Genomic DNA, 25,377 nt, shown 5'->3' on the forward strand with positions numbered 1-25,377 from the left:
CATGCAAAAAGAGAGAGCTCGGGAACGTATCATTATGTTTCTCTGTTTCATTTCCCTGTTGTTGACACCGGTGTTGGCTACATCGCAATCAACTGCAATGAGGGTATCTTTAAATCTAAAATCTGCTACGGTAAAAGAATTTTTTGATGCTGTCAAAGTACAGACAGGTTTGAACTTTATTTATAATACAGAGCAAGTAAAGAACATACCCCACATTACTGTTCGGAGTAGTAGCCAGCCAGTCAATGAGGTTTTGGATAAAGTCTTGGCCAATACAGGCTATACCTATGAAATCGAAGGAAATATCGTGACGGTTGTTTATCAGCAGCCCAAAGAGAAAACCCGCACCGCTACGGGCGTCGTAGTGGATGAAGACGGGTTGCCACTGCCGGGAGCTTATATCAAATTGGCGAAAACAGATCATTCGACCATAGCGGATAGGGATGGAAAATTCTCAATCAGCCTGTTGCAACAGAAAGATCCGGTATTGCAGATTTCCTATCTGGGTATGATGATGGAAGAAGTAAAAGCAGGCGGCGACAGATCTTTGAGAGTGGTGATGAAATCGGACGTAAAGTCGATAGATGAAGTCGTTGTGACAGGCTATCAGGAAATCGACAGGCGTAAACTAGCCAGTTCTATTTCTTCCATAAAAGGAGCAGACCTGATTGGGGGAGAATATTTATCTATCGACAGAATGTTGCAAGGACGCCTGCCGGGCGTGGCTGTCATGAATATGTCTTCCACTCCGGGAGCAGCTCCGAAAATCAGAATCAGAGGTTCCTCTTCCATCACCGGAAACAGAGAGCCGGTGTGGGTGGTCGACGGGATTATTCTGGAAGAACCTGTCAATATATCGACAGAAGAACTGAACAGCCCCGACAAGATTAATCTGATTGGAAATGCAATCGGTTCGGTGAATCCGGAAGATATTGAACGGGTGGACATCCTGAAAGATGCCAGCGCTACCGCCATCTACGGTATTAAGGCTGCCAATGGAGTGATTGTGGTGACCACCAAACAAGGTAAAAGCCAGAAACCCAGTATCTCGTACACTGCTACACTAGGCATAACCGCTCCCCCTACTTACGATAAAATGTTCCGCATGAATTCAGCCGACAGAATTGATATGTCGATGGAGATGCACGAAAGAGGATTGGCTTTCGGAAGCTATAAACCTTCGGACATCGGCTATGAAGGAGCCTTACAGCAATTATGGAACAAAGACATCACTTATCAGGACTTTCTGCAACAGGTACAGACGCTGAAAGGACTGAATACCGATTGGTATGATTTATTATTCCGCACAGCATTTACGCATCAACATTCCGTATCCATTTCGGGTGGAAATGACCGGGCGAACTATTATATGTCCGTCGGATATGCCAACAACCAGAGCGTTACGGTTGGGGAAAAACTGGAACGATATAATGTGCTGGCTAAAATAAACACCCGGATTAACCGGAACATACGATTGGGATTGAAAGTTAGCGGCTCGCTATCCAAGGCCGACCGCCCTCACTCTTCCATTGATGTGTATGAATATGCCTATAACACTTCGCGGGCTATTCCTTTGCGGACCGCTTCCAATGAGTTGTATTTCTATGCCAATGCAGCAGGATATAATGGAAACCTGCCCTACAATGTGGTTAATGAACTGAATCATAGTGGGAACAGCAACGACAACTCTGTAATCGACGTAGCCATCAATCTGGACTGGAAACCTGCTTCGTGGATCAACTTTTCATCTATACTGGGACTTTCCAGAAGTCATGTGACACAGGAAAACTGGGCGGATGAGCAATCATATTACATTTCTTCCATGCGACTGACTCCTTATGGAACGATGCTGCCGAATCCGTTGGAAGATCCTACTTTTGCCGAAGAAAAGTGCCTGCTCCCGTTCGGAGGCGAACTGCTGACGTCAAATACCCGCCATACCTCTTATACCTGGAGAAACAGCCTTAGCCTGATGCAAAGCTTTGGCAAACATGAAGTCTCCGAGAGTATCGGACAGGAAGTGAGATCCTCCAAATATGATGGATTGCAGTCTACTCAATATGGCTATTTGCCGGACAGAGGAAAGAAATTTGTGGATATTGACCCGACCATTTGGAAAAGGTATGGAGCTCTGTTGAAAAATCATCCGGACGTAGTGACCGATACAAAGAATAACGTAGTTTCACTTTATGCCACGGCAGCGTATGTGTATGACAGCCGCTATATACTGAATTTCAATATCAGAACCGATGGCTCTAATAAGTTCGGCCAAAGCAAGAGCGTGCGTTTCCTGCCGATATGGTCTGTTTCCGGACGATGGAACGTAATCAACGAGAGCTTTATGAAGAATGCAGACTTTCTGAATGATTTAGCCATTCGTGCCTCTTACGGTATACAGGGAAATGTGCATCCGGACCAGACACCGAACCTGATAGCCAGTTTAGGCACATTGGAAGCCTTGCCGCAGGAGTATGTTTCAACTCTCCACAAATTACCGAATAATAAATTGAAATGGGAGAAAACACGTTCCTATAATATAGCCATTGATTGGGCTTTCTGGAATAACAGAATCTACGGCTCGCTGGATGTGTATTATAAGAAAGGCGTCGATCAGGTAGTTACGAAGAATGTAGCTCCTTCTACGGGAGCGATGAGCGTATCCATCAATGATGGAGACGTAGAGAATAAGGGTTGGGACTTGGCAATATCTCTGGTTCCCATTCAAACCAAAAACTGGATGTGGAATTTGTCGTTCAATACCGGAAAGAACTATAATAAAGTCTTGAATGCCGGAAACTCGGCTGTCACCTGGCAAGATTATATTTCGGGAACACTGGTAAGCAATGGTAATGCCGTCAACAGTTTCTATTCTTATAAGTTTGACAAACTGGATGCCGGCGGTTACCCCACTTTCAAAGACATCAATGAAAAGGATGAAGATGGAAATGCAGTTGTTCATTCCCTGCAAGAAATGTATGACCGCTCCTTTGTGTTTTCCGGAAAGCGTGAGCCCGACTTGACAGGAGGATTCTCCACCTATCTGAAATATAAGAATATAACGTTTAATGCTCTGTTCTCATTCAGCTTCGGCAATAAAATCCGGTTGAATGATTTGTATGAATCCTCCGGGCAGCGTCTGCCTTATCCGGATCAGAATATGTCCAGTGAATTTGTAAACCGTTGGAGAGAGCCGGGAGATGAAGACAGAACGAACATACCGGTATTATCCGATAAGAGCCTGACGATTAATGACAGGGATGTCACCTATCGCATTGCCGATAATGGGTGGGATATGTATAATAAGAGTGATATCAGAGTCGTTTCGGGCAGTTTCCTTAGATGCCGTTCGATGTCTGTTCGTTATGATCTCAAGCGCGAATGGTTGAAACCCCTTTATCTGAAAGGTGCGAGTATCAGCTTCGATGCCGGCAATGTGTTTGTCATCAAGGACAAAGCCCTGAAAGGAAGAGATCCCGAACAAATCGGGTTGGGGGCACGAAGCATTCCCCCTCAACGATCTTATTCACTTCGCTTTAATATTACTCTTTAATAATGAAAATGACGATGAAAAAGTATAGTTTATATATTTGGTTGCTTGCAGGCATACTGGCATCATGCGGCGACTTTCTGGAGGAGAGTTCGCAGGATTTGATGATTCCCAAGTCGGTAAAGGACTATAAAGAGTTCTTCTTCGGCGAAGTGATGAAAACGAAAGGCAGAGAGATTCCCCATCCTTATCTGGAATACATGACTGACGACGTCAAAGACCAGTGCTACTACGGAACCCGTCCCACGCCCTTGTCTAATGATTTCAGAGAAGCAATGTGGGCATATTATACGTGGCAGGCAAATCCGGAAGTCGGAATGTCGAATGAGTTCTCAACAGATGTGGCCTGGAGTTCGTACTATCATAAAATCCTGATGACTAATATCATTCTGGATCAGCTTCCGGAAATGAACGGCACAGATATGGAACGGCGTGATTTGGCTGGTGAAGCTTATTTCATGCGGGCTCTTTCCTATTTCATGCTTGCCAACTTGTACGGACAGCCTTACCATCCGGCAACGGCAGGACAGGATCTCTGCGTTCCGGTCAATGATGAGGTTAGCTTGTCAGACCGGATGATGAAGCGGGCTACCAATGCAGTGGTCTATGCAAAAATGGAAGGAGATGTCAAACGCTCCATCCAATGCTTTAAAGCTGTGGGAGGAGAGAAGAGTATTTTTCGTCCGAACCTGCCCGCAGCTTATCTGCTGGCATCGCGTATCGCTCTTTTTCAGGAGAAGTATGACCAAACGATTTTGTATAGCGACTCTGTTTTAAGAGCAACTCCCCATTCTCTTTATAAGCTCCGGGAAGATGATACCCATTATTTCTTTTCTCTTGTCAATAAAGAAATTCTGTTGTCTTATGGAGTCACGACATTCGAATCGTACATGGGTGAAGACTATAGATATGCCGGGCAGATTGTGGTATCCGACGATTTGCTGGCACAGTATCCAGCAGACGATTTGCGCCTTGCCAAGTATTTTAAAAATACGGTAGGACGCCAGACCAGTCCTTCAGCGAAAGAATATAGTATTCACACCCCTTTCAAATGGAAAAACAACTCTGCTACGGTTTATTCGAATGCCTTCCGTATTTCGGAGGCGTATTTGAATCGTGCGGAGGCTTATGCAGTATCCGGAGAGACAAATAAAGCGCTGACCGACCTGAACGAACTTCGTGAAAACAGAATGAAGGCAGGAGCCACTCCTCTGGTTATTGATCCGGAAGGGATAGTGGCTACGGTGCGTAAGGAACGCCGGCGGGAATTGGCCTTTGAAGGTTTCCGGTGGTTTGATTTGCGCCGATATGGTTGTCCGCCTCTGCAACATACATATAGTTCCAAAGCAACTGAAGGCGCGGGAGATATCTTCAAACTGCAAGATAAAAGAGCTTATGTATTGCCGATACCCAAGAGTGAACGAGATAGGAATACGGAGATTGAAACATTCGAGCGTCCGGAAAGCGAACCTGTTAAATAATTGACTGTTTATGAAGAAATTTATATTATTAATCTGTTTGTTGGCAGGATTGTCTTCCTGCTATAACGAAGATGCGTTGAGCATACCCACCCAACCGGATAAGTACGGTGTACTGACAGATGATCCGTCAGACCCTACCCGGCATTTTATATATGAGTTCTATCAGAAGTATGAGACTGTCATCATAACCAATCCTACAGAAGCGGATTATAAATTCAACTTTACCTCGGACAATGGTATCAAGATCACTGCTTCCGAACAAGAACAGGGAGTAGTGGATGAAGGTATCGACTTTTTGCGGGAAGTGTTACTGGATCTGTATCCGGATGATTTTCTGAAAAAGAACCTGCCGTTCTCCATTATATTGGCCGAAGAAGTGAGAATGGATTCTTATGGTGAAACGACTGTCATGAACTGTTATGCCAGCGGCAGCTTTATTGCGTTGGGCAATGTAACCGCCGGTTTGAAAACGATGACTCAGGAGGAATTCAGAAAGATTAGGGCAGATGTGAACGCCACCTTCTGGGCAAGATACATGTCGGAAGTCAGAGGATTATTCACCATCTCCGATGCCTTTTATGCAGCGAGCGAAGAGATACAGCCGAAAATATACGACTGGTTTTATTTCGGCTATGACGCCACTCCCTACAATACGGACTTTTATCATTATGGACTTATCAGCTACGATCCCGACCGTTCTTTGGTAGATGAAGATGAAGAAGATCCGGAGTGGTCTTTTTATTCACTTTACGCCCCATCCCGGCAAACGGATTTATCGCAATGGATGAACTTCGTTTTTGAGAAAACTCCGGCCGAGATTCAGCAGATTTGCAATCAATATCCTGTGATGAAGAAGAAGTATGACGTCATCCGGGAATCCATGCTTGAAAATGGATTCGACCTGTCCAAATTGGAATTATAGACTAAAAATAACATTATATGAATAAGATTATCAGTTTATTACTCGTAGGAGTCCTGGCTGCCGGAGTGACCACGGCCCATGCTGAAAGCCCGATTTTTAAAAAGAAGAAAAAGAAAGGAAAGACGGCAACGGAGCAGACTGTGACCAAAGACTCTACCGGGAATGGCACGACGGAATACCACAAACTCTTAAAAGGCGGCAAGACAATCGACGGAATGTTCAAGATACATATCGTCAAGGATAAATATTATTTTGAGATTCCCAAAGACCTGATGAAGCGGGATTTTATGATCTCGTCCAGGGTGTCGAGCACCAGTAATAATAAAGATGTGGCTGCGGGACAAATGCCGCACAATCCGGTATTGGTGACCTTCTCGGCCGATGACAAGAAAGTATATATGCACCGGAAAATGGTCCGTAATTTATGCGACACCACTTCCAATATGTACGAGGCTTTCCAGCGTAACTTCTCCAATCCCATTTGGGAGGCTTACAAAATAGAAAGTCTGTCTCCGGACTCTTCGGCATACGTTGTCAACATGAGTGCACTCTTTATTACAGATGTGCCCGAGTTCAGCCCGTTCCGTTCAGAGAACATCATGGATGTATTGAGAAAGAAGAAAGCGATGAAAGGAAGTCTCGTCGCTGCCAAATCCTCCATTCTGGGAATGAAATGTTTTCCCTTGAATATCAATATAAAGACACTGATGAGCTATACGGTAGATGGAGGCCCGTTCACGGTCACCATGACACGCAACATTATCCTGTTGCCGGAAGAGATGATGCGTCCCCGTTATGCTGATTCGCGCATCGGCTATTTTGATGAAAGTAAACGGTTCTATACAGAAAAGAAAGATGGTTTGCAAGAACTATCCTATATCAACAGATGGAACCTGCAACCGAAACCCGAAGATTGGGAACGTTATAAAAAAGGGGAACTGGTGGAACCTCAAAAACCGATAATCTATTATGTAGATACCGCTATTCCCGATAAATGGAGGGATTACGTCAAAAAGGGAATTGAAGACTGGCAGGTTGCATTTGAAGAGATCGGATTTAAAAACGCCATCATAGCGAAAGACTACCCCAAAGATGATCCGGATTTTGATCCGGATGATATCCGTTATAGTTGCTACCGGATGATTACCACCCCTGAACAAAATTCGATGGGGCCTTCCTGTGCCGACCCGCGTTCGGGGGAGATTATTCAGGGCGATGTGCTCTTCTATTCCAATATTGTGAAACTGTTGCACGACTGGCGATTTGTACAGACGGCTGCCGTAGATCCGAAAGTGCGTAAGGCAGTCTTTGATAATGAAACGATGGGAAGTTCTCTGCGCTATGTGGCTGCACATGAGATTGGACATACGTTGGGACTGATGCACAATTTCGGAGCCTCTTACTCATTCCCGGTCGATTCGCTGCGTTCGGCTTCTTTTACCCGGAAGTACGGCACAACTCCTTCTATCATGGACTATACCCGTTTTAATTATGTAGCCCAGCCGGGAGACAAAGGAGTGACTCTGACTCCGCCGCTTTTGGGCGTGTACGATAAGTTTGCCATCAAATGGGGCTATCAGCCTATTCCGGATGCGGCATCTTCCGAAGAGGAGCGAACAACGCTGAATCAGTGGATCAAAGAAAAAGAACATGATCCGATGTATAAATACGGTCCGCAGCCGTTTATATCTGAAATCGATCCGTCCTGTAAAGCGGAAGACTTGGGAGATAATGCGGTGAAAGCGGGAATGTACGGATTGAAGAATTTGAAGATTATCGTAAAGAACCTGCCGGAGTGGACCAATGAGGATGATTATCGGTACGAACGTCTGACGGATTCATATAAAGAAGTGATTATACAGATGCAACGCTATTTATTGCACGCGATGGTGTCGGTAGGAGGCATCTATCTTGATGAACCGCGGCGCGACAATAAGCAGCCCATTATACGTTTCGTTCCGAAAGCAGAACAGAAAGAAGCACTGAATTTTATATTGGAAACAGTGATGGAATTGCCGGAATGGTTGCTCGATAAGAACGTGATTCAATATACCGGCCCTATTTATTCGCCCAGTTCTTTGCAGAATATGGTTATCAACCGTCTGTTCTTCCCTTATATCACGTCGAGCCTTGTTTTATATGAAGAATTGTATCCGCAACAGGCTTACCGTTATAGTGAGTTTATGGACGACATTTATAATTTTGTATGGAAGAAAACCCTGTCTGGTGCCGGGCTGAATATGTACGACCGGAATTTGCAGATTGCCTATGTGGAAAAACTTCTGAAAGAAGCCGGATTGGCCAAACAGAAAGCCTCTCCATTCTCTTTTAAAGCACAGAACGAAGTGGAAGAAATGTTTCTGACGGAAAATGTGGACTGGCAAAAGGCGGGATTCGAATTAAATCCGCTTAGTAACACAGGCATGATAAGGGAACCTGCCATTCATCGGAAGATAATGGATAGTTATAAACTGTTGCAGAGTAAGGCTAATACAGGCGATGCCACTACCCGGGCGCATTATCAAAGTCTGGCCTTTAAAATTAAGCAGGCATTGAAAGACCAATAAACAGTTATCATCAATAGCATTGATTCTGAAAAAGAATCTTTCTCTCTCTTAAAAAGTTGGAACACCTCGTCACAGTGATTGTGGCGAGGTGTTGTATTGTTCTCTTTTAGAATACAGGCATCTGCCAGATAAATCCTACAGAAATACGGTTAGTACTGTAATTCTCCTGTCCCAGCACCTTGGCGCGGGAAGTGAAATCATACGAACGTCCCACGTAGGTAACAAAGAAGTGCAGATTGGTTTCCATCGGGTAATATTCGATACCGCCCAGATATCCCCAGGAAGTACGGTAATTTCCCTTCTCTATTCCCTCGGACGCCTTGCCTACGGAAGCCGTCTCATACATACCCTTCACAAAAACATTCCATTTCGGAAGAAAGCGGTAATTACATTTGGCAACAACCGAAAGATAGTTCGCATCAAAAGCATTATGTCCGCCCGGACGACCTACGATACTGGTAATAATTCCTTTGCGGTCAATATCCTCTTTTGAATACATGAAATCGACAAAAGCATTCCATTTTCCAAGATTCAACTCGTTACCTAAAGCATAATAATACATATTGTGACTTTTTGCCTCGTTCATGACCGAAGCCGACCAACGGGTTTTAAATACATTATTGAAATTACCGTTCCAGTTCAATGTATAAACCAGTGGCATTTTGCCCGATTTCAGATCGGGGAGATTGCCTTCGGCATCCTCTGTGATTCCGTAAGTATTATCGAAAGAACTGTTACGGCTGTTCAATATTTGCAGGTTAAGCTGCTGTTCGGGAGTAATGTTATAACCCACATTCAATCCGGTCATGAAATTACTCATGTAATCAATCATATCACTGTATTGATAGATGTCGATCGGATTCAGGTCGAACTCGATGCCACCGTATGCGGCACATTGCTTTCCTGCAAAAAGACTAAACTGGTCATTCAGCTTGATACCGATTCCGGCATAGTCGATAGAAGTCGGGAGATTATCAATCATGCCGTTTGCATCGTTCGAGCGGTTGAGGCGCTGACGATAGCGGTAAGACAGCCAGTTGTTGATATTTCCTTTGGCTTCGATACGAAGTTGGTGCATATTAAAGTCACCCTCCTGAAAACCATTCTGGAAATGAGCGTCAAAGCTCCCTTGCATATTCAGATAAAGATTGAATTTATCTGTTTTCTTTTTCACGTCTGTCAGCTCTTCAAACAGGGGAGTGTTCGGATTGAATTTCTCCTTTTTCTCTGCTTTTTGAGCATATACTCCCTGTATGCTGCCCGCGAGGAGCAGCATGAATATCCATTTTTTCATAAGTAAGTCAGGTTTTTAGTATTCGTTGAAATATTGCTGAATCTGTTTCCAGTCTGTAGTTTTTGTTAGTGCAAGCATTAACAAAACACGAGATTTCTGCGGGTTCAGTTCCTGCGAAGCCACAAACTGATATTTGGCGTCGTCCACCTCTGCATCCAGTGTGGTAGGTCCGGTCGGGACACGGGAAGAACGAACGACAAGAATACCTTTTTGGCGGGCATCCGTCAGTACCGGGAAGATGTTCTGGTGAATATTTCCGTTTCCTACTCCTGCGTGGATGATGCCTTTGTATCCGTTGCTAAGCATCGGAGTTACCATATCGGCCTCAATGTTGGAATAGCTGTACACGATACCTACTTTCGGAAGCGCGTTCAGATGAGTGACATCAAAAACGGACTGGGTAGTATGTTTCTTTAGCGTTACTTGGTTGTAGAACACTTTTCCGTTCAGTACATAACCCAGTGCACCGGAGTTGGGAGCCTGGAAAGTTTGTACATCGACCGTATTCATTTTAACCGTGCTCTGCGCTCCGAGGATAAGGCCGTTCATGGCAACCAGTACCCCTTTGTCTTTCGATTCTTTTGCGGCTGCGGTAACAACGGCATTGTAAAGGTTCAACGGGCCGTCGGCACTTAGAGCGGTAGACGGACGCATGGCGCCTACTAATACCACCGGTTTGTCACTCTTGACAGTCAGATTCAGGAAGTAAGCAGTTTCCTCCATGGTGTCTGTTCCGTGAGTAATCACGATGCCGTCAATGTCCGGGCGTTTCAGTAGTTCATTGATTTTCTTGGCAAGCGTCAACCAAACCTGGTCGTTCATGTCCTGCGAACCGATTTTTACAATCTGTTCTCCGGTTACGTTGGCGATGTCTTTAATTTCGGGTACAGCATCGAGCAGTGCACCGATGGCAACTTGTCCTGCCGTATAACTGGTTCCGGTAGCCGAGCTTCCCGTACCCGCGATGGTTCCTCCCGTAGCAAGAATATGAATATTCGGTTTTGCAGCGAATGCCATAGTTACGGAAAACAGTAGTGTGACTACTACCAGTCCAAAGCTTTTGAATTGTTTCATAACTGAATGATGTTTAGGTTAATAATATGAATCTATTAGAATATTTGTATAAAAAGCAAACCCAGTGCAATAGCCACAACGGTCGATACCAGACCGGGCATCATGAACGAATGATTCAACACATATTTGCCGATTTTTGTTGTCCCGGTACGGTCGAAATTAATCGCAGCCACCACGGTAGGATAATTCGGAATAAAGAAATATCCGTTCACGGCCGGGAATAAAGCGATCAGCATATAAGGAGAAATCCCCAACGCAATGCCCAGAGGGACGAGTGCCCGTACAGTAGCAGCCTGGCTATATAGCAGGATAGACATCACAAACAGGGCGACACCGAACAGCCACGGCATTTGTTGCACAATTCCCTGAATAGAGAGAGTCAACTGTCCCATATTTCCCTGAAGAAAGGTATCTCCCATCCAGGCAATACCGAAGATGGCAATCACCGCCTGCATACCTGCCGGAAATACAGAACCTTGCGTTGCCTTGATTCCGTCCGTCTTCGTTACTAACAGGATAATTGCGGCAGCCGACAACATCACGATTTCGATGATGGAAGACATTCCCAAGGTGACAATTTCCCCATCAATCAGGAAACTGGGGCGCATTCCTTCAAAAGAACCGAAAAGCACGATAAAAGCAGTTGCCAATATAAAGATGATAACGGAAATCATTGCCGAACGTTTGTTCTTGACATTTTTAATCTCTACCTTTTTATTGTTGAATAAACCTTCTTTCAATCTTTTCTGATATTCGGGATCTTCCACCAGTTCCTTACCGATTCTCATGGAAAACAAAGCACCTACCAACACTCCGATGATGGTGGCGGGAATCGTAATTTTGAGAATGTCGAACAGGGTAATGTCGAATCCGGCTAAAAGTCCGAGAAGTGCCACGGTAGCGGCAGAGATCGGACTTGCCGTAATGGCCTGCTGGGAAGCGATGACGGCAATACCCAACGGACGTTCCGGACGGATTTTTGTTTCGGTGGCAACCTCTGCAATCACCGGCAGCACGGAATAAGCCACGTGTCCGGTTCCGGCTACAAAAGTAAAGAGGTAAGTCACCAGCGGACTAAGCAGAGTGACGTGTGAAGGATTTTTACGAAGCAAATGTTCTGCCAGTTTCACCATATAGTCCAAACCTCCGGCTGCCTGCATGCAGGAAGCGGCAGAGATTACGGCGGCAATCATTAACATAACATCGATGGGAGGCGCAGTGGGTTGTAAACCAAAAACGAACGTGAGTATTGCCAACCCTACGCCTCCCATTACGCCAAGTCCGATACCTCCCAGGCGTGCGCCAATAATAATGGCTGTCAGAACAAATGCTAATTGTAATATCATAGATTGCTGTTTTAAGTTCAAAAACAAAGATAAGCGATTCTTGTCTTTGTATTTTCTTTTTCTTCTATTTACAACAAAAAAGTCTTTGAATAGTTTTTGCATATTTATTAAAACAATAACATCGCTGGTTGGTTATTATAAGAACTAACGAAAACGTTATTACTATAAAACAACCGATATGGAACAAAATTTATCAAAAAAAACTCGTACAGAGAGTGACCTGATAGGTAGTCGTGAAGTGCCGGAAAGTGCACTCTATGGAGTACAGACACTCCGTGGCATTGAAAACTTTCGCATCAGCAAGTTTCATTTGAATGAATATCCTTTGTTCATTCAGGCATTGGCCATTACGAAGATGGGAGCCACCGTTGCCAACCGTGAACTGGACTTATTAACTGAAGAACAAGCGGATGCTATCTTGAGAGCCTGTAAAGAAATACTTGAAGGAAAGCATTACGAGCAGTTCCCCGTAGATATGATTCAGGGAGGAGCCGGTACGACCACCAACATGAATGCCAATGAAGTGATTGCCAACCGGGCATTGGAACTGATGGGGCATCAGCGGGGAGAATATCAATTCTGTTCGCCTAACGATCATGTCAACCGTTCGCAATCTACCAACGATGCCTATCCTACAGCCATCCACATTGGACTGTATTATACTCATTTGAAATTGGTTAAGCATTTGGAGGTTCTGATCGAGTCTTTCCGGAAGAAAGCGAATGAGTTTGCACATGTCATCAAAATGGGGCGTACCCAACTGGAAGATGCCGTACCGATGACTCTTGGGCAAACCTTTAATGGCTTTGCAAGTATTTTGTCACATGAAGTAAAGAATCTCGACTTTGCCGCACAGGATTTTCTGGCAGTCAATATGGGAGCAACGGCCATCGGAACAGGAATCACTGCCGAACCGGAATATGCGGAGAAGTGCATTGCCGCTTTGCGCAAGATTACGGGATTGGATATCAAACTAGCAGACGATTTGGTGGGAGCCACTTCGGACACTTCCTGCATGGTAGGTTATTCGGGAGCGATGAGGCGTATTGCTGTTAAAATGAATAAGATATGTAACGACTTACGGTTGCTGGCTTCCGGTCCGCGTTGCGGATTGGGAGAAATCAATCTGCCGGCAATGCAGCCGGGCTCATCCATCATGCCCGGAAAAGTGAATCCGGTGATCCCTGAAGTGATGAATCAGGTGGCCTACAAGGTAATAGGAAATGACCTTTGTGTGGCCATGAGCGGTGAAGCAGCTCAAATGGAACTGAATGCAATGGAGCCGGTGATGGCACAATGCTGTTTCGAGTCTGCCGATTTACTGATGAATGGTTTTGACACTTTGCGCACCTTATGCATCGACGGCATTACGGCTAATGAAGAAAAATGCCGGAGAGATGTGCATAACAGCATTGGAGTAGTGACAGCCCTCAATCCGGTGATCGGATATAAGAACTCTACTAAAATAGCCAAAGAAGCATTGGAAACCGGGAAGGGAGTTTATGAACTTGTTTTGGAACATAACATTCTTTCCAAAGAAGACTTGGATACTATCTTAAAGCCGGAAAATATGATTAAGCCGGTGAAGTTGGACATTCACCCGAATCGTTGATTGATATATAGTAAGTGGAGATTGGTTTAAGATGAGAAATCGCCGGGCAGATCATTGATCTGTTCCGGCGATTTTGATGATGTACTGCTTTTATTCGATATGGAAGTAATTGTTAATCTTTTAGAATATCATATCTTTGTTGCTCTTAAAAAGAATGTTCCTGAAAATGGTTATATCTGAAAAACGAAGCGTATGATTAACAGATTATTAAAACTCATTGGTGGCGGTGGAACGCATACGAAAGAGGGGTTGAACAGCCTTACGGATAATCCCTATAAAGTGGGTTTTAGCTTTGTCTTGGATTCATCCGCAATGGCTCGATTTAAAGAAGAGGCTCTGAAACTTCCTTTTCGTTATTTGGATATGAAAGCTAAACTCGTATATATAACCTCGCCGGATGATGCTGATAGCGTATCTTTTGATATTGTTTTTCCTGCTTACCCAATGGATAAGTATTGTTATTTTTACCCTTCCTCCGATTTCCCCCATTATATTCCGAAAGGTTATACACCCGATATAAGATTAGCGCCTAAAAATGCGGATGAGAAAAAAGAAGTCGATCCGAAGAAACTGATGGAATGGATTTCGATCATCGAAAGTGATATTAAGAGACAGTTGAACCCTGATAAGTTTCAATATTGGCTGGCTGACAAACGTGATGAAATGTTTGCGGACAAAGAATGGTCGTCAGGATGTTCCATTTATTCGGACGAACTTGAACTGGTGGGGCACGTGCATACGTTTTGTGGAAATGCAAATTTCGCCGGGCACGAAGAATCTGATAAAGCTGATTGCGCGAGGGTAACTCTGTACGGTGACCCGGATGATGAAGTTTATTTTATTGATTTGAAGCCGTTGGAAAGTGGTGCTCCCGTCTCATGTAAAAAGGGAACAGTCTTTTTAAAGAAGGAACCTGTCGATTATTTACGACTCGAATTTTGTGAATTAGCTCGTTTTATGTGCCGTTGGGGATTGGCGGAGAATGGACAACTTTTTATTTACTTGTGCTAAGTGTCTCGTCCTGATTTTGGTTGACTGATTTGACTTCTTAATCCTATAATAAGTAGCCTAATTTTTGATTAACGGCAGTTTCAATTTGTTTCATACGCTTGAAACTCTTTGTTTCAAGGCATGAAACTATTGGTTTCTCGGTGTGAAACTTTTAGTTTCAATACTTGAAACTGCTAGTTTCACCGTATGAAACTAAAATTCGTACTATTGGACTGGAATTTTCGTATAGAGAAACCTGTTGCATGGTGAGGGTAAAAAGTTACCCTCACCATGCCCTCACCTTTACCCTCACACTTGTAATGCCGATGAATAAAGGGATTAACCAATGGGTGAGGGTGTGAGGGTAAAAACTGCTATAATTTTATTTGTGAGAAATATTTCAGTAATCAAGAATGAGAAGTAGAGCCATCTTTTGTCAGATTCATTTTAATACATAACTTCCAGTATTTATTTCCATATTTCGACTGCGTTTCAAAAAAAACATATATCTTTGCCGTACGCTTTCAGCCCATCAGCGTGATGAAATAGGCAGAAAGCGGTTTTTATTTCCTATATGGAGTAAAAGCGTATTATCTCTCATCCTTAAAAATAGCAAACTTTTAGTAGTGAGAGATGATACGGTAGATACTCCACGTTAACGGTTGTATATCAACATTTCCGTAAGAGATGTGTTATATATAAACGATTGACGTGGGTGTCTGCTGTTATCATTATCTTCTACGCAGGTATTGCTAGCCTTAAGGATGGATAATGGTGCAGCAGCATCTACGTCTTTCTTGTATTCGGCCGGTAATAAATTGCCCCAATTTTAACCTAGCCAATTCCCACCCGACGGACTGCAAAAAGCGTGGATGCTCGTTGTACTAATATACATGAATAAAATATTATTCATCCCTTATTTGTATCACACATAAAAAACAAACGCTATGGCACAATGGATTAGTATAGAAGAGGCAGCCGCAAAGTACGGATTCGAGACAGAATATATCTGGGTCTTGATAGAAATGCGAGAAATCACTGTGGACTATGAAAGGCCGGGCATCGACATCATCAATGATGACAGTGTTCAGGAGTTTATGAGTCGAAATGAGAAGGGGGCTACCTTGATGTATATCGAAAAACTGGAACGCTATTGCATAGATAAATCAAAACTTTGTTCAATATACCTATCACTCTTGGGAAAGCAGGATAAAGAAATCACCATATATAAAGGGGCCGGAATCCTGTATGATACATTGCAAATTAAATGGCTGAAACAATGCGACCGGGTGCAGAAGTTGGAAAAAGAACTCGTCTTGGGGCAGACGACTTGCCATACCTGTTGGCTGAAAAGAATATGTATGAAAATCAGGAAGTAAAATCGGATTATCTTCTTCGAAAAAACTCTAACAACACAGAAAGAATAAATTAACGTCTTCTTCGCTTGTTATTTGCTTAGTTATCGTATCTTCGCAGAAATTATACACACAGACTATGAAGCAATCATTTGGCATCTTTCTACTCGTAGTATGTTACTATACTTCGGCAATGGCATTGACTATAAATAAAGATAGCCTACTTCGCGCTGCAAAAGCTACAACAGATCAAAGTCAAAAAACACACATATACAGGGATCTGGCAGACTTTTATGCAAAAAAGCCGGAAGAGACACATTATCTCAAACTATTATATGAGTTGGGCAAGGAAACGAAAAACAAAGAATTGGTATTGGACGCCCTGACCGATCTGGCTTCTTCACACACCGCCAAAATGGATTTCGACTCTGTGTTTTATTATATAAATGCAATTAAAAAGGAAGTCGATGCGCAAACAGAAAATAAACGTCTGTCTTACCTCCGGATGAAACTCTTCGATGCCAGAATAAATAAAGGAAAGGAAGAAGCGAAAGATGCACTTGACTATGAACTTGATTTATTCAAGAGTGCAGACAAAGATAATATATACATCCAGATAGAAAGAGCCTATATATCGGGAGCCAGCTTGATTGAATTTCAAAAATACCAGGAAGCCAACGTTCATTTGGAACAGGCATACCAATTAGCCAATAATTTATCCGACCGGGACGATATGAGATACCGTATCGTTACCAAGTGGCTGTATGCCAACAATCTTAGAGATCAGGGAAGAATGGATGAATGTGCAGAAGCACTTGAAAGTGTGGTAGAATTGTACAAAAAGAATTATGAGGATAATTATCAGGGAAAACGAATTTACTATAACGTTGACTGCAATTATCTCCAGTGTTATGCATCATTGCTGATGCTTGCCGCAACATTGCCTAAAGAGAAATTGCAACATTACATCGATGAAATTAAAAAGATAGGAGCGACCGTCACCGATCCGCGTGATCGATACAGCTATCTGTTGGCTATGAATAATTACTATCTTTTTAAGGGAGATTATCCGAGTTCATTAGCCGTCATCAATGAGCAAATAGGAATCATCCGCACACTTATGCCCAAGTATTTACCTTATAAGTTCAAGTTGCAATCGGACATTTATGAAGAAATGGGCGATTACCAGAATGCATTGGAAAAGCATAGAATCTATGTACATCTCAAAGACTCATTTGCTTCACAAGAGAGGCAGGAGCAACTTAATACGCTACAAGTGGAATATGAGGTGGACAAACTGAAATATGAAAAAGCAAACCTTGAAAGCAAAAACAAGCGGATGCAGCTCATTACGCTTTCTATCATTCTGTTATTGACTATTACCGCCTGCATCTACCTCTACTATCATTGGAAAAAGGAGAAGCAGATGAAAATGAAGCTCTTCATTCTTCATCAGAAAGCGGGAGAAAGCGAGCGGATGAAAGCCGAATTTATCAACTCCATGTGCCACGAGATACGTACACCGCTGAATTCTATCGTAGGATTTTCGGAGATTATCTTGGACGAGGATTGCGATGATGAATCGAAAGCCGAATTCCGCGAACTGATTAAAATGAATGCAGGAGTGCTGACTTCGTTGGTTGATGATATGCTGGTGGTCGCTAATCTCGACTCGTCCAGAGAATTGCTTCCCTGCGAAGTGGTGAATGTCAGTGACATTTGCCGGGAAGAGTTCGGGAAGTTTGAACAAAGGAACCGGAAGCCTATCAAATATGTGCTGAATGTTCCGGAAGGAGAGGTGGTGTGTTCAACCAATGCGAAACATCTTTCTATCGTTCTGGAAAACTTGCTAAGTAACGCGTACAAATTTACAGAGGAAGGCTGCATCACTTTGGAACTTCAAAAGAGTGAGAGTCCCGACGGTATCCGGATACAAATCTGTGATACGGGGTGCGGTATTCCGCTCGACAAACAAGAAGTGGTTTTTGAACGATTCACCAAGCTCGACTCTTTTACACAAGGTAATGGAATCGGTTTGTTTCTCTGCAAACTAATCATCTCCCGACTGATGGGAAGTATTGAAATTGATTCGTCGTACACCGGAGGCACGAGGTTTGTCATTTTCTTGCCGGCAATGGAGAAACTTGAAACTAAATAGCCGGGACTGGGAATATCAACGACCGATGAAACTACTGTATGGATCGTTGCAATTATACAAAAAATTGCAGGTACTATTATTTTTTTGTAACTTCATAAAATATTTCTTCATCTCGATTGTCTATAAGAGTAGAGGGCTCTTTTAACTAATAAGAATGATGAATTAAAAAAATGAAGTATAATGGCAACAAAAAGTTTTAATAGAAGATTTCATGGAAGATGTGGCGGTAAGTTTTCTTTTTTCAGAAATCCATTTGTGTTTGTAATTCTTTGGCTAGTTGTAGCTGCGGGAATAGGAGCAATAGTCATGTTATTGTGGAATTGGCTGATGCCCGTGATTTTTGGTCTGCCTGCACTTAGTCTGTGGCAGGCATTGGGCTTGCTCGTCCTGATGCGTATTCTTTTCGGAAGTTTCGGTTTTGGCCGTAGAGGAGGGAGGCCCGGAGGAGGGATGCCTGGAATGCCCGGAAGAGGAATGAATCCGGTTCGTGAGAAATGGATGAAGATGACTCCGGAACAACGCAAGGAGTTTATTAATAAAAGGAAGAAAATGGGATTCGGTCCCTGGGGTAGAGACGACTTCTTTAACAGGGGTGACTTCGGGATGGATAAAGACTTCGAGATGGATGAAAATGTAGACTCTTCGAAAAAAGATGAATAAGCAAAAAGGGCACGAAGGCGATGTGGAGCGGCTGATCGAAGAACATCAGCCGCAACTGAAAGCCTTTATCCACCGGAGGGTTTCCAGTAAGGAAGATGCGGAAGATATTCTACAGGATGTATTTTATCAGTTGGTAAAAGCGGTCAGCAACACTTTGAATCCGATTGAGCAGGTGACGTCGTGGCTTTACAGAGTGACACGAAACACGATTATCAATAAGGGAAAAAAGAAAAGTGAAGAAGAATGGCCTGTTTCTGCCTACGCAGAGGAAGAAAGCGTCTTGAGTGAATTTTCGGAAGTGTTGTTTGCCAATGATGATCTGGCTCCTTCGCCTGAAACGGAATATATGCGTTCGCTGGTATGGCAGGAGTTGGAAGCAGCTCTTGGTGAATTGCCTGCCGAACAGCGGACGGTTTTCGAACTGATGGAGCTGGAAGGACTTTCTGTAAAAGAGGTAGCCGAAGCGACCGGTGCTTCTGCAAATACGGTGCTTTCGCGCAAACATTATGCCGTCAAGCATTTGCGCAAACGATTGGAAGGACTGTATAACGATATTCTTACTTACTGATGATTTCTATTAACTAATTACTTTCTCTTTCCTATCTGCCGTCCGGCGGATAGTTTGGAAAACTCCTGTCTATGCAAATAGTTATATCAATCTCCCTTGCGGGATATTGGTAAGGGGGATTCTATGCCCTACCGGGTACTTACTAATCACTTACATAAACGAAAAGAAAAAATGAAAACAAATTATATTTTACTGTTTGCGCTGATGTTGATGGTGTCTTTAAAATCTTCTGCACAGATATTTAGCGGTCGGGTTATTGGTGAAAATCAGCTTCCTGTGGAGTATGCCACGGTTGCACTATTGTCCGTGCCGGATTCTGCGCTTGTGGGCGGAGCTGTGACGGATAGCAAAGGTGTGTTTAAAATAACGGCACAGGATGCCGGGCCTTATTTGTTGTCTGTGTCTTTTGTGGGCTATAAGAAGTTCGTTCAGAGGGTTGCGTCTTCTGTGGAGGAAAATATCACGCTGATTCCTGATGATTTGATGTTGGATGAGGTGGTGATTACGCAGCGTCTTCCCCAGTTCCGGTTGGATAATGGAGGATTGACTACGAAAGTGGAGAATACAATATTAAGTAAGGCAGGTACTGCCATGAACGTAGTTGGGCTTTTGCCGGGAGTGTTGAAGAAGCAGGATGGCACGTTGGAAGTGTTGGGAAAAGGCGTTCCGCTTATCTATATCAATAACAGGAAAGTCCGCAACTTGGATGAACTCGACCGTTTGAACTCTGAAAATATCAAGCAGGTTGAACTGATAACCAATCCCGGAGCGGAATATGGAGCATCGGTAGGAGCTGTCCTGAAATTGAAAACAACCGGGAATAAAAACGATGGCTTTGGAGTGGGAGTGCGCTCGGTAGTGGATTATGCGCATAAGGTAGGAAACAACGATCAGATCAATATGGAATATCACCGGAAGGGACTGGATGTGTTCGGAGCTTTCCAATATCGTCTGGAGCATCTCAAGGAAACGGGAGAATCGGTACAAGATACGTATGTGGATGCTTCGTGGCAGCAGAAAGCTCAAACAACGGATTTAGGAAGAAATATCAGTTATTTCAGTCAGATAGGATTTAATTATGAAATAAATGAAAAACACTCTCTGGGCGCTACTTATGAATTGACTTCTGCCCCACGCAATAAAATGAACAATGACAACCGGACGGAGGTCTATGACGGGCAAGCATTATACGATGTGTGGAATACGTATACCTTTGCGATTGAGAAAGAATATCCCAGCCATCATTCCAATGTATATTATCATGGAGAGGTGAACAGTCTGGAAATGGATTTGAATGTAGATGTATTGGCTGGCAAGAATAAGGAAGAGGAGCATATTAGCGAATTGAGCCGCAATTATGATGATTTCTACATAACGACTCTTAGCAGAACCGATAATAAGTTGTATGCCGGAAAGTTAGTTTTATCTTATCCGCTGGCAGGTGGAAGAATTTCCGGAGGCAGTGAATATAGTTATACGCATCGCACCAGCGACTTTTCGGGGTTCGGTGATGAAATAGAGGGAACCAGTGATAAAATCAGAGAGAAGAATCTGGCTTTTTTTCTTGATTGTGTTTATCGTTTGGGTGGTGTAAATGCTTCGGCAGGACTTCGTTATGAAGATGTGTATTATGATTTCTATGAAAACAGTCTTTATCAGTCGGATGAGAGCAAACACTATCGCAACCTGTTTCCATCCTTGTCACTGGAAGGGGCGATGGGGCAGGTGCAGTGGGCATTGGGGTATCATATTCAGGTTGCCCGCCCTCATTATGAACAGTTGAAAAATGCCATTCATTACGGGAACCGGTTTACCTATCTGGGAGGAGCTCCCAATTTGCAACCTACCTATATTCATGCGGCAGAGATGCGGGCTATCTATCGGGATCTGCAACTCTCCGTCGGCTACAATCGGTATAATGATGATATCCTGTTTTCTATCGAACAGATCACTTCCGATCCGAAAATCTCTCTTATTAAGTTTCGCAATGTCGACCATCGGGATGAAATGACTGCTTCTCTGGTCTTTGCTCCAAGTATCGGATGCTGGAAACCGGAGTGGACGGCTTCCCTCAACTCTCAATGGTTCAAAATCGGTTATTTGAATGAAATGAAGAATATGAGCGGAACGACATTCGGGATCCGGTGGAATAATTCATTTCAATTGCCTGCCGGATATATATTTCGCTTGAATGGTGAATATACAGGCAAGGGAGTGTATCAGAACTGTTATACAAGGCCCGTTAGTTGCTTGAGCACAAGTATCTATAAATCGTTTTTCAACGGACGTGTGGACTGCTTGCTGGAGGGGAACGACTTGTTTCATTCGATGAGGGATGCTAATACTCAATATGACGACCGGGTTAAAATGTTCCGGGAGACAAAGCGGAATACGCAGGAAGTGAAACTGACTGTTCACTATAAGTTTAATTTGCAGAAAAGTAAATATAAAGGTACGGGAGCAGGATTGGGTGAACAACAACGACTTTGAGCGAACAAAAAACCAATAATTTGTGTTTATTTAATCTAAATATATATCTTTGTCCCGAATTATAAACACGTAAATTTATGAAAAAGATTTTTGGTGCTTTAATGATTGCTATATGTATAGCTATGGCAATGCCTGCTCAGGCGCAGATACACTTTGGTGTAAAGGGAGGTTTGAACTTGTCAAAGGCGAGTTTCTCTAATGTGAGCGAAAACTTTAAAAAGGATAATTTCACAGGTTTCTTTATCGGTCCGATGGCCGAGTTTAATATTCCAATCGTAGGGTTGGGAGTAGATGCATCTTTGCTTTTTGCTCAACGGGGTATCAAAGTTTCAGAAGGGAATGATGATATTACTGTTAAACAAAACGGTATTGATATTCCTGTAAACCTGAAATATACCATTGGCTTGGGAAGTCTGGCTGGTATTTATCTGGCTGCAGGTCCTGACTTTTATTTCGATTTTGAAAAGAAATCGGGAATTGATAAGAAGAAAGCTGAAGTAGGTATCAATGTGGGTGCCGGTTTGAAGTTGCTGAACCATTTGCAGGTGGGTGCTAATTACAATATCCCATTGGGTAATACTGCTGATATTGAAGGAACAAATGCTTCTTATAAGACTAAGACTTGGCAAGTATCTGTGGCCTATATTTTTTAAGTAGTCTATCACTTTACATAGTATATGAAAAAGAGTTTCCGATAACCGGAAACTCTTTTTTGTTTGGGATTGTCCTGTTGCGCTCTCGAATATATTTCTTCCAATTCTCGTATGAAGTAGAGTTTTCTTTTTAAGTGTTCTCTCTCCCTTCTTTTAAATCCCCGTTTTTTTATTGTATTTTTGTAGCTGCAATGAAAAAGTATGTAGATGTCATATTACCGCTTCCGCTTCCGAAGAGTTTTACTTACTCTTTGCCGGATGAATGTGCGGAAGATGTGAAGATAGGCTGCCGGGTGGTAGTTCCTTTCGGGCGGAAGAAGTTTTATACGGCTATCGTCCTTAACGTTCATTATTGTGCTCCAACGGAGTACGAAGTGAAAGATATATCTGCATTGCTGGATGCTTCTCCCATTCTGTTACCCGCTCAATTCAAATTTTGGGAGTGGATAGCTGATTATTATCTCTGTACACAAGGCGATGTCTATAAAGCGGCACTTCCCTCCGGCCTGAAACTGGAGAGTGAAACGATCGTTGAATATAATCCTGATTTTGAAGCGGATGCGCCATTGCCGGAACGTGAGCAACGTATTTTGGATTTGCTTGCCGTAGATTCGCAACAGTGCGTCACTAAATTGGAGAAGGACAGCGGCATCAAAAATATTCTTACGGTCATCAAGTCTCTGCTCGATAAAGAAGCGATTTTCGTAAAGGAGGAGTTGAGGCGTACTTATAAACCTAAAACAGAGGCACGGGTTCGGCTTGCGGGTACAGCGGATGAAAAGCGGCTTCATATCCTGTTTGATATTCTGTCTCGTGCTCCGAAGCAGTTGGCATTACTCATGAAGTATGTGGAGTGTTCCGGTGTTTTAGGAGCGGGAACTCCGAAAGAAGTCTCCAAGAAAGAACTGTTGCAACGGGCTAATGTGGCCCCTTCTGTATTGAATGGATTGGTGGATAAGAAGATTTTTGAAATTTACTACCATGAAATCGGGCGGTTGGATAAGCAGGAGAAGGAGATTGTCGAATTAAATCCTTTGAATGAGTTTCAACAGCGTGCATTTGATGAAGTCGTGCAGTCTTTTCAGGAGAAAAATGTCTGTCTGCTTCATGGGGTAACGTCCAGTGGTAAGACTGAAATTTATATCCATCTGATAGAAGAAGCGATTCGTCAGGGAAAGCAGGTGTTATATTTGTTGCCGGAAATTGCATTGACCACTCAAATTACGGAGCGTTTGCAACGGGTCTTCGGTGCTCGTCTGGGTATCTATCATTCTAAGTTCCCCGATGCCGAACGGGTTGAAATATGGCGGAAGCAACTGGGAGAGAACGGATATGATATTATTCTGGGTGTTCGTTCTTCTATTTTCCTGCCTTTCCGAAATCTGGGATTGGTGATTGTGGACGAAGAGCACGAAAATACGTATAAGCAACAAGATCCCGCTCCCCGCTATCATGCGCGTAGCGCGGCTATTGTATTGGCTGCCATGTACGGAGCTAAAACTTTGTTGGGTACGGCTACTCCCTCTATCGAGTCATGGCAGAATGCAAGAGAGGGAAAATATGGTTTCGTACAACTGAAAGAACGATATAAAGAAATCCAGTTGCCGGAGATTATTCCGGTGGATATCAAGGAACTGCATCGCAAAAAGCGGATGGTCGGACAATTCTCGCCACTCCTGATACAATATATGAAAGAGGCTTTGGAACAGAAAGAACAAGTGATTCTCTTTCAGAACCGTCGTGGGTTTGCTCCGATGGTGGAGTGTCGTACCTGTGGTTGGGTGCCTAAGTGTAAGAATTGCGACGTAAGTCTTACCTATCATAAAGGAATTAATCAATTAACCTGTCACTACTGCGGTTATACGTATCAACTGCCGAAATCCTGTCCTGCCTGCGAGGGAACAGAACTGGTGAACCGTGGTTTCGGTACGGAAAAGATTGAAGATGACATCAAAATCCTTTTCCCGGAAGCTGCCGTATCCCGGATGGACTTGGATACTACACGTACCCGCTCAGCTTATGAGAAGATTATTGCAGACTTTGAGCAGGGAAAGACGGACATATTGATTGGTACGCAAATGGTATCAAAAGGATTGGATTTCGATCATGTAAGTATAGTAGGTATATTGAATGCCGATACCATGTTGAATTATCCCGATTTCCGTTCCTATGAACGTGCTTTTCAGTTGATGGCACAAGTAGCGGGACGTGCCGGACGTAAGAACAAACGCGGACGGGTGGTATTGCAAACCAAGAGTATCGATCATCCTATCATTCATCAGGTCATTGCCAATGATTATGAAGATATGGTAGGCGGACAATTGGTGGAACGTCAGATGTTCCATTATCCTCCTTATTACCGGCTGGTATATGTTTATCTGAAAAATCATAATGAAGCGTTGCTGGATCAGATGGCGGCAGTGATGGCGGATAAGTTGCGGGCTGTATTTGGCAATCGGGTATTAGGTCCGGATAAACCTCCTGTTGCCCGTATCCAGACTTTGTTTATCAAGAAGATCGTCGTCAAGATTGAGCAGAATGCCCCGATGGGACGTGCACGGGAATTGTTGTTACGTATCCAGCGCGAGATGTTGGCGGACGAACGCTATAAATCTTTGATTGTGTATTATGATGTAGACCCTATGTGATTTAATAATTTT

General features: G+C 43.4%; 16 protein-coding genes. 13 read left to right on the forward strand and 3 right to left on the reverse strand.

All coding sequences use genetic code 11. The features are described 5' to 3' along the window. Position 1: 1 nt before the first annotated feature. Genes NQ505_RS07760 through NQ505_RS07775 form a run of 4 tightly spaced genes read left to right on the forward strand, consistent with a single transcriptional unit; the run spans position 2 to position 8,517 of the window. The gene (locus NQ505_RS07760) at positions 2–3,550 is read left to right on the forward strand and encodes a TonB-dependent receptor (RefSeq protein ID WP_008997806.1); all 3,549 of its coding nucleotides are present in this window, start codon (positions 2–4) and stop codon (positions 3,548–3,550) included. A gap of 14 nt (positions 3,551–3,564) precedes the next feature. Continuing rightward, positions 3,565–5,028 carry a RagB/SusD family nutrient uptake outer membrane protein gene (locus NQ505_RS07765; protein WP_008997807.1) on the forward strand — a complete coding sequence of 488 codons (1,464 nt, stop codon included), beginning with the start codon at positions 3,565–3,567 and terminating at the stop codon, positions 5,026–5,028. Positions 5,029–5,038: 10 nt separating this feature from the next. Then, on the forward strand, positions 5,039–5,950 hold the full coding sequence (locus NQ505_RS07770; RefSeq protein ID WP_008997808.1) for a hypothetical protein: 912 nt from the start codon (positions 5,039–5,041) through the stop codon (positions 5,948–5,950). Between the two features lie 17 nt (positions 5,951–5,967). Further along, positions 5,968–8,517 carry a zinc-dependent metalloprotease gene (locus NQ505_RS07775; protein ID WP_008997809.1) on the forward strand — a complete coding sequence of 850 codons (2,550 nt, stop codon included), beginning with the start codon at positions 5,968–5,970 and terminating at the stop codon, positions 8,515–8,517. 106 nt (positions 8,518–8,623) lie between these two features. On the opposite strand, the gene NQ505_RS07780 is transcribed toward NQ505_RS07775, so the two are convergent. From NQ505_RS07780 to NQ505_RS07790, 3 genes are read right to left on the reverse strand one after another with little or no spacing between them, the layout of a single operon-like run. After that, entirely contained in the window at positions 8,624–9,811 is a 1,188-nt protein-coding gene (locus tag NQ505_RS07780; RefSeq protein WP_008997810.1) for a porin, read from the reverse strand. Positions 9,812–9,826: 15 nt separating this feature from the next. Continuing rightward, on the reverse strand, positions 9,827–10,885 hold the full coding sequence (gene ansB / locus NQ505_RS07785; RefSeq protein WP_004296386.1) for an L-asparaginase 2: 1,059 nt from the start codon (positions 10,883–10,885) through the stop codon (positions 9,827–9,829). Positions 10,886–10,920: 35 nt separating this feature from the next. Continuing rightward, positions 10,921–12,231, reverse strand: coding sequence for an anaerobic C4-dicarboxylate transporter family protein (locus NQ505_RS07790; protein ID WP_004323663.1), 1,311 nt, complete (start codon positions 12,229–12,231; stop codon positions 10,921–10,923). 178 nt (positions 12,232–12,409) lie between these two features. Between NQ505_RS07790 and NQ505_RS07795 the strand changes: the two genes are divergently transcribed. From NQ505_RS07795 to priA, 9 genes are all read left to right on the forward strand, one after another. Continuing rightward, positions 12,410–13,843: an aspartate ammonia-lyase gene (locus NQ505_RS07795; RefSeq protein WP_008997811.1), complete on the forward strand. Its 1,434-nt coding sequence runs from the start codon at positions 12,410–12,412 to the stop codon at positions 13,841–13,843. A gap of 192 nt (positions 13,844–14,035) precedes the next feature. Continuing rightward, entirely contained in the window at positions 14,036–14,854 is an 819-nt protein-coding gene (locus tag NQ505_RS07800; protein WP_008997812.1) for a hypothetical protein, read from the forward strand. A gap of 926 nt (positions 14,855–15,780) precedes the next feature. After that, positions 15,781–16,212, forward strand: coding sequence for a hypothetical protein (locus NQ505_RS07805; RefSeq protein WP_008997813.1), 432 nt, complete (start codon positions 15,781–15,783; stop codon positions 16,210–16,212). A gap of 115 nt (positions 16,213–16,327) precedes the next feature. Beyond that, positions 16,328–18,346: a sensor histidine kinase gene (locus NQ505_RS07810; RefSeq protein WP_008997814.1), complete on the forward strand. Its 2,019-nt coding sequence runs from the start codon at positions 16,328–16,330 to the stop codon at positions 18,344–18,346. Between the two features lie 180 nt (positions 18,347–18,526). Further along, positions 18,527–19,006: a hypothetical protein gene (locus NQ505_RS07815; protein ID WP_004296382.1), complete on the forward strand. Its 480-nt coding sequence runs from the start codon at positions 18,527–18,529 to the stop codon at positions 19,004–19,006. After that, entirely contained in the window at positions 18,999–19,574 is a 576-nt protein-coding gene (locus NQ505_RS07820) for an RNA polymerase sigma factor (RefSeq protein ID WP_004296381.1), read from the forward strand. Before NQ505_RS07815 ends, NQ505_RS07820 begins: the two co-directional genes overlap by 8 nt. A gap of 171 nt (positions 19,575–19,745) precedes the next feature. Beyond that, positions 19,746–22,064 (forward strand): outer membrane beta-barrel protein, encoded by a 2,319-nt coding sequence (locus NQ505_RS07825; RefSeq protein ID WP_008997815.1) that lies wholly within the window; start codon positions 19,746–19,748, stop codon positions 22,062–22,064. Positions 22,065–22,141: 77 nt separating this feature from the next. Beyond that, positions 22,142–22,717 carry a porin family protein gene (locus NQ505_RS07830; protein ID WP_004296378.1) on the forward strand — a complete coding sequence of 192 codons (576 nt, stop codon included), beginning with the start codon at positions 22,142–22,144 and terminating at the stop codon, positions 22,715–22,717. Positions 22,718–22,908: 191 nt separating this feature from the next. Then, on the forward strand, positions 22,909–25,365 hold the full coding sequence (priA, locus tag NQ505_RS07835) for a primosomal protein N' (protein ID WP_008997816.1): 2,457 nt from the start codon (positions 22,909–22,911) through the stop codon (positions 25,363–25,365). Positions 25,366–25,377 lie beyond the last annotated feature (12 nt).

Source organism: Bacteroides sp. D2 (assembly GCF_025147085.1).
In the GTDB taxonomy this organism is placed as follows: Bacteria; Bacteroidota; Bacteroidia; order Bacteroidales; family Bacteroidaceae; genus Bacteroides.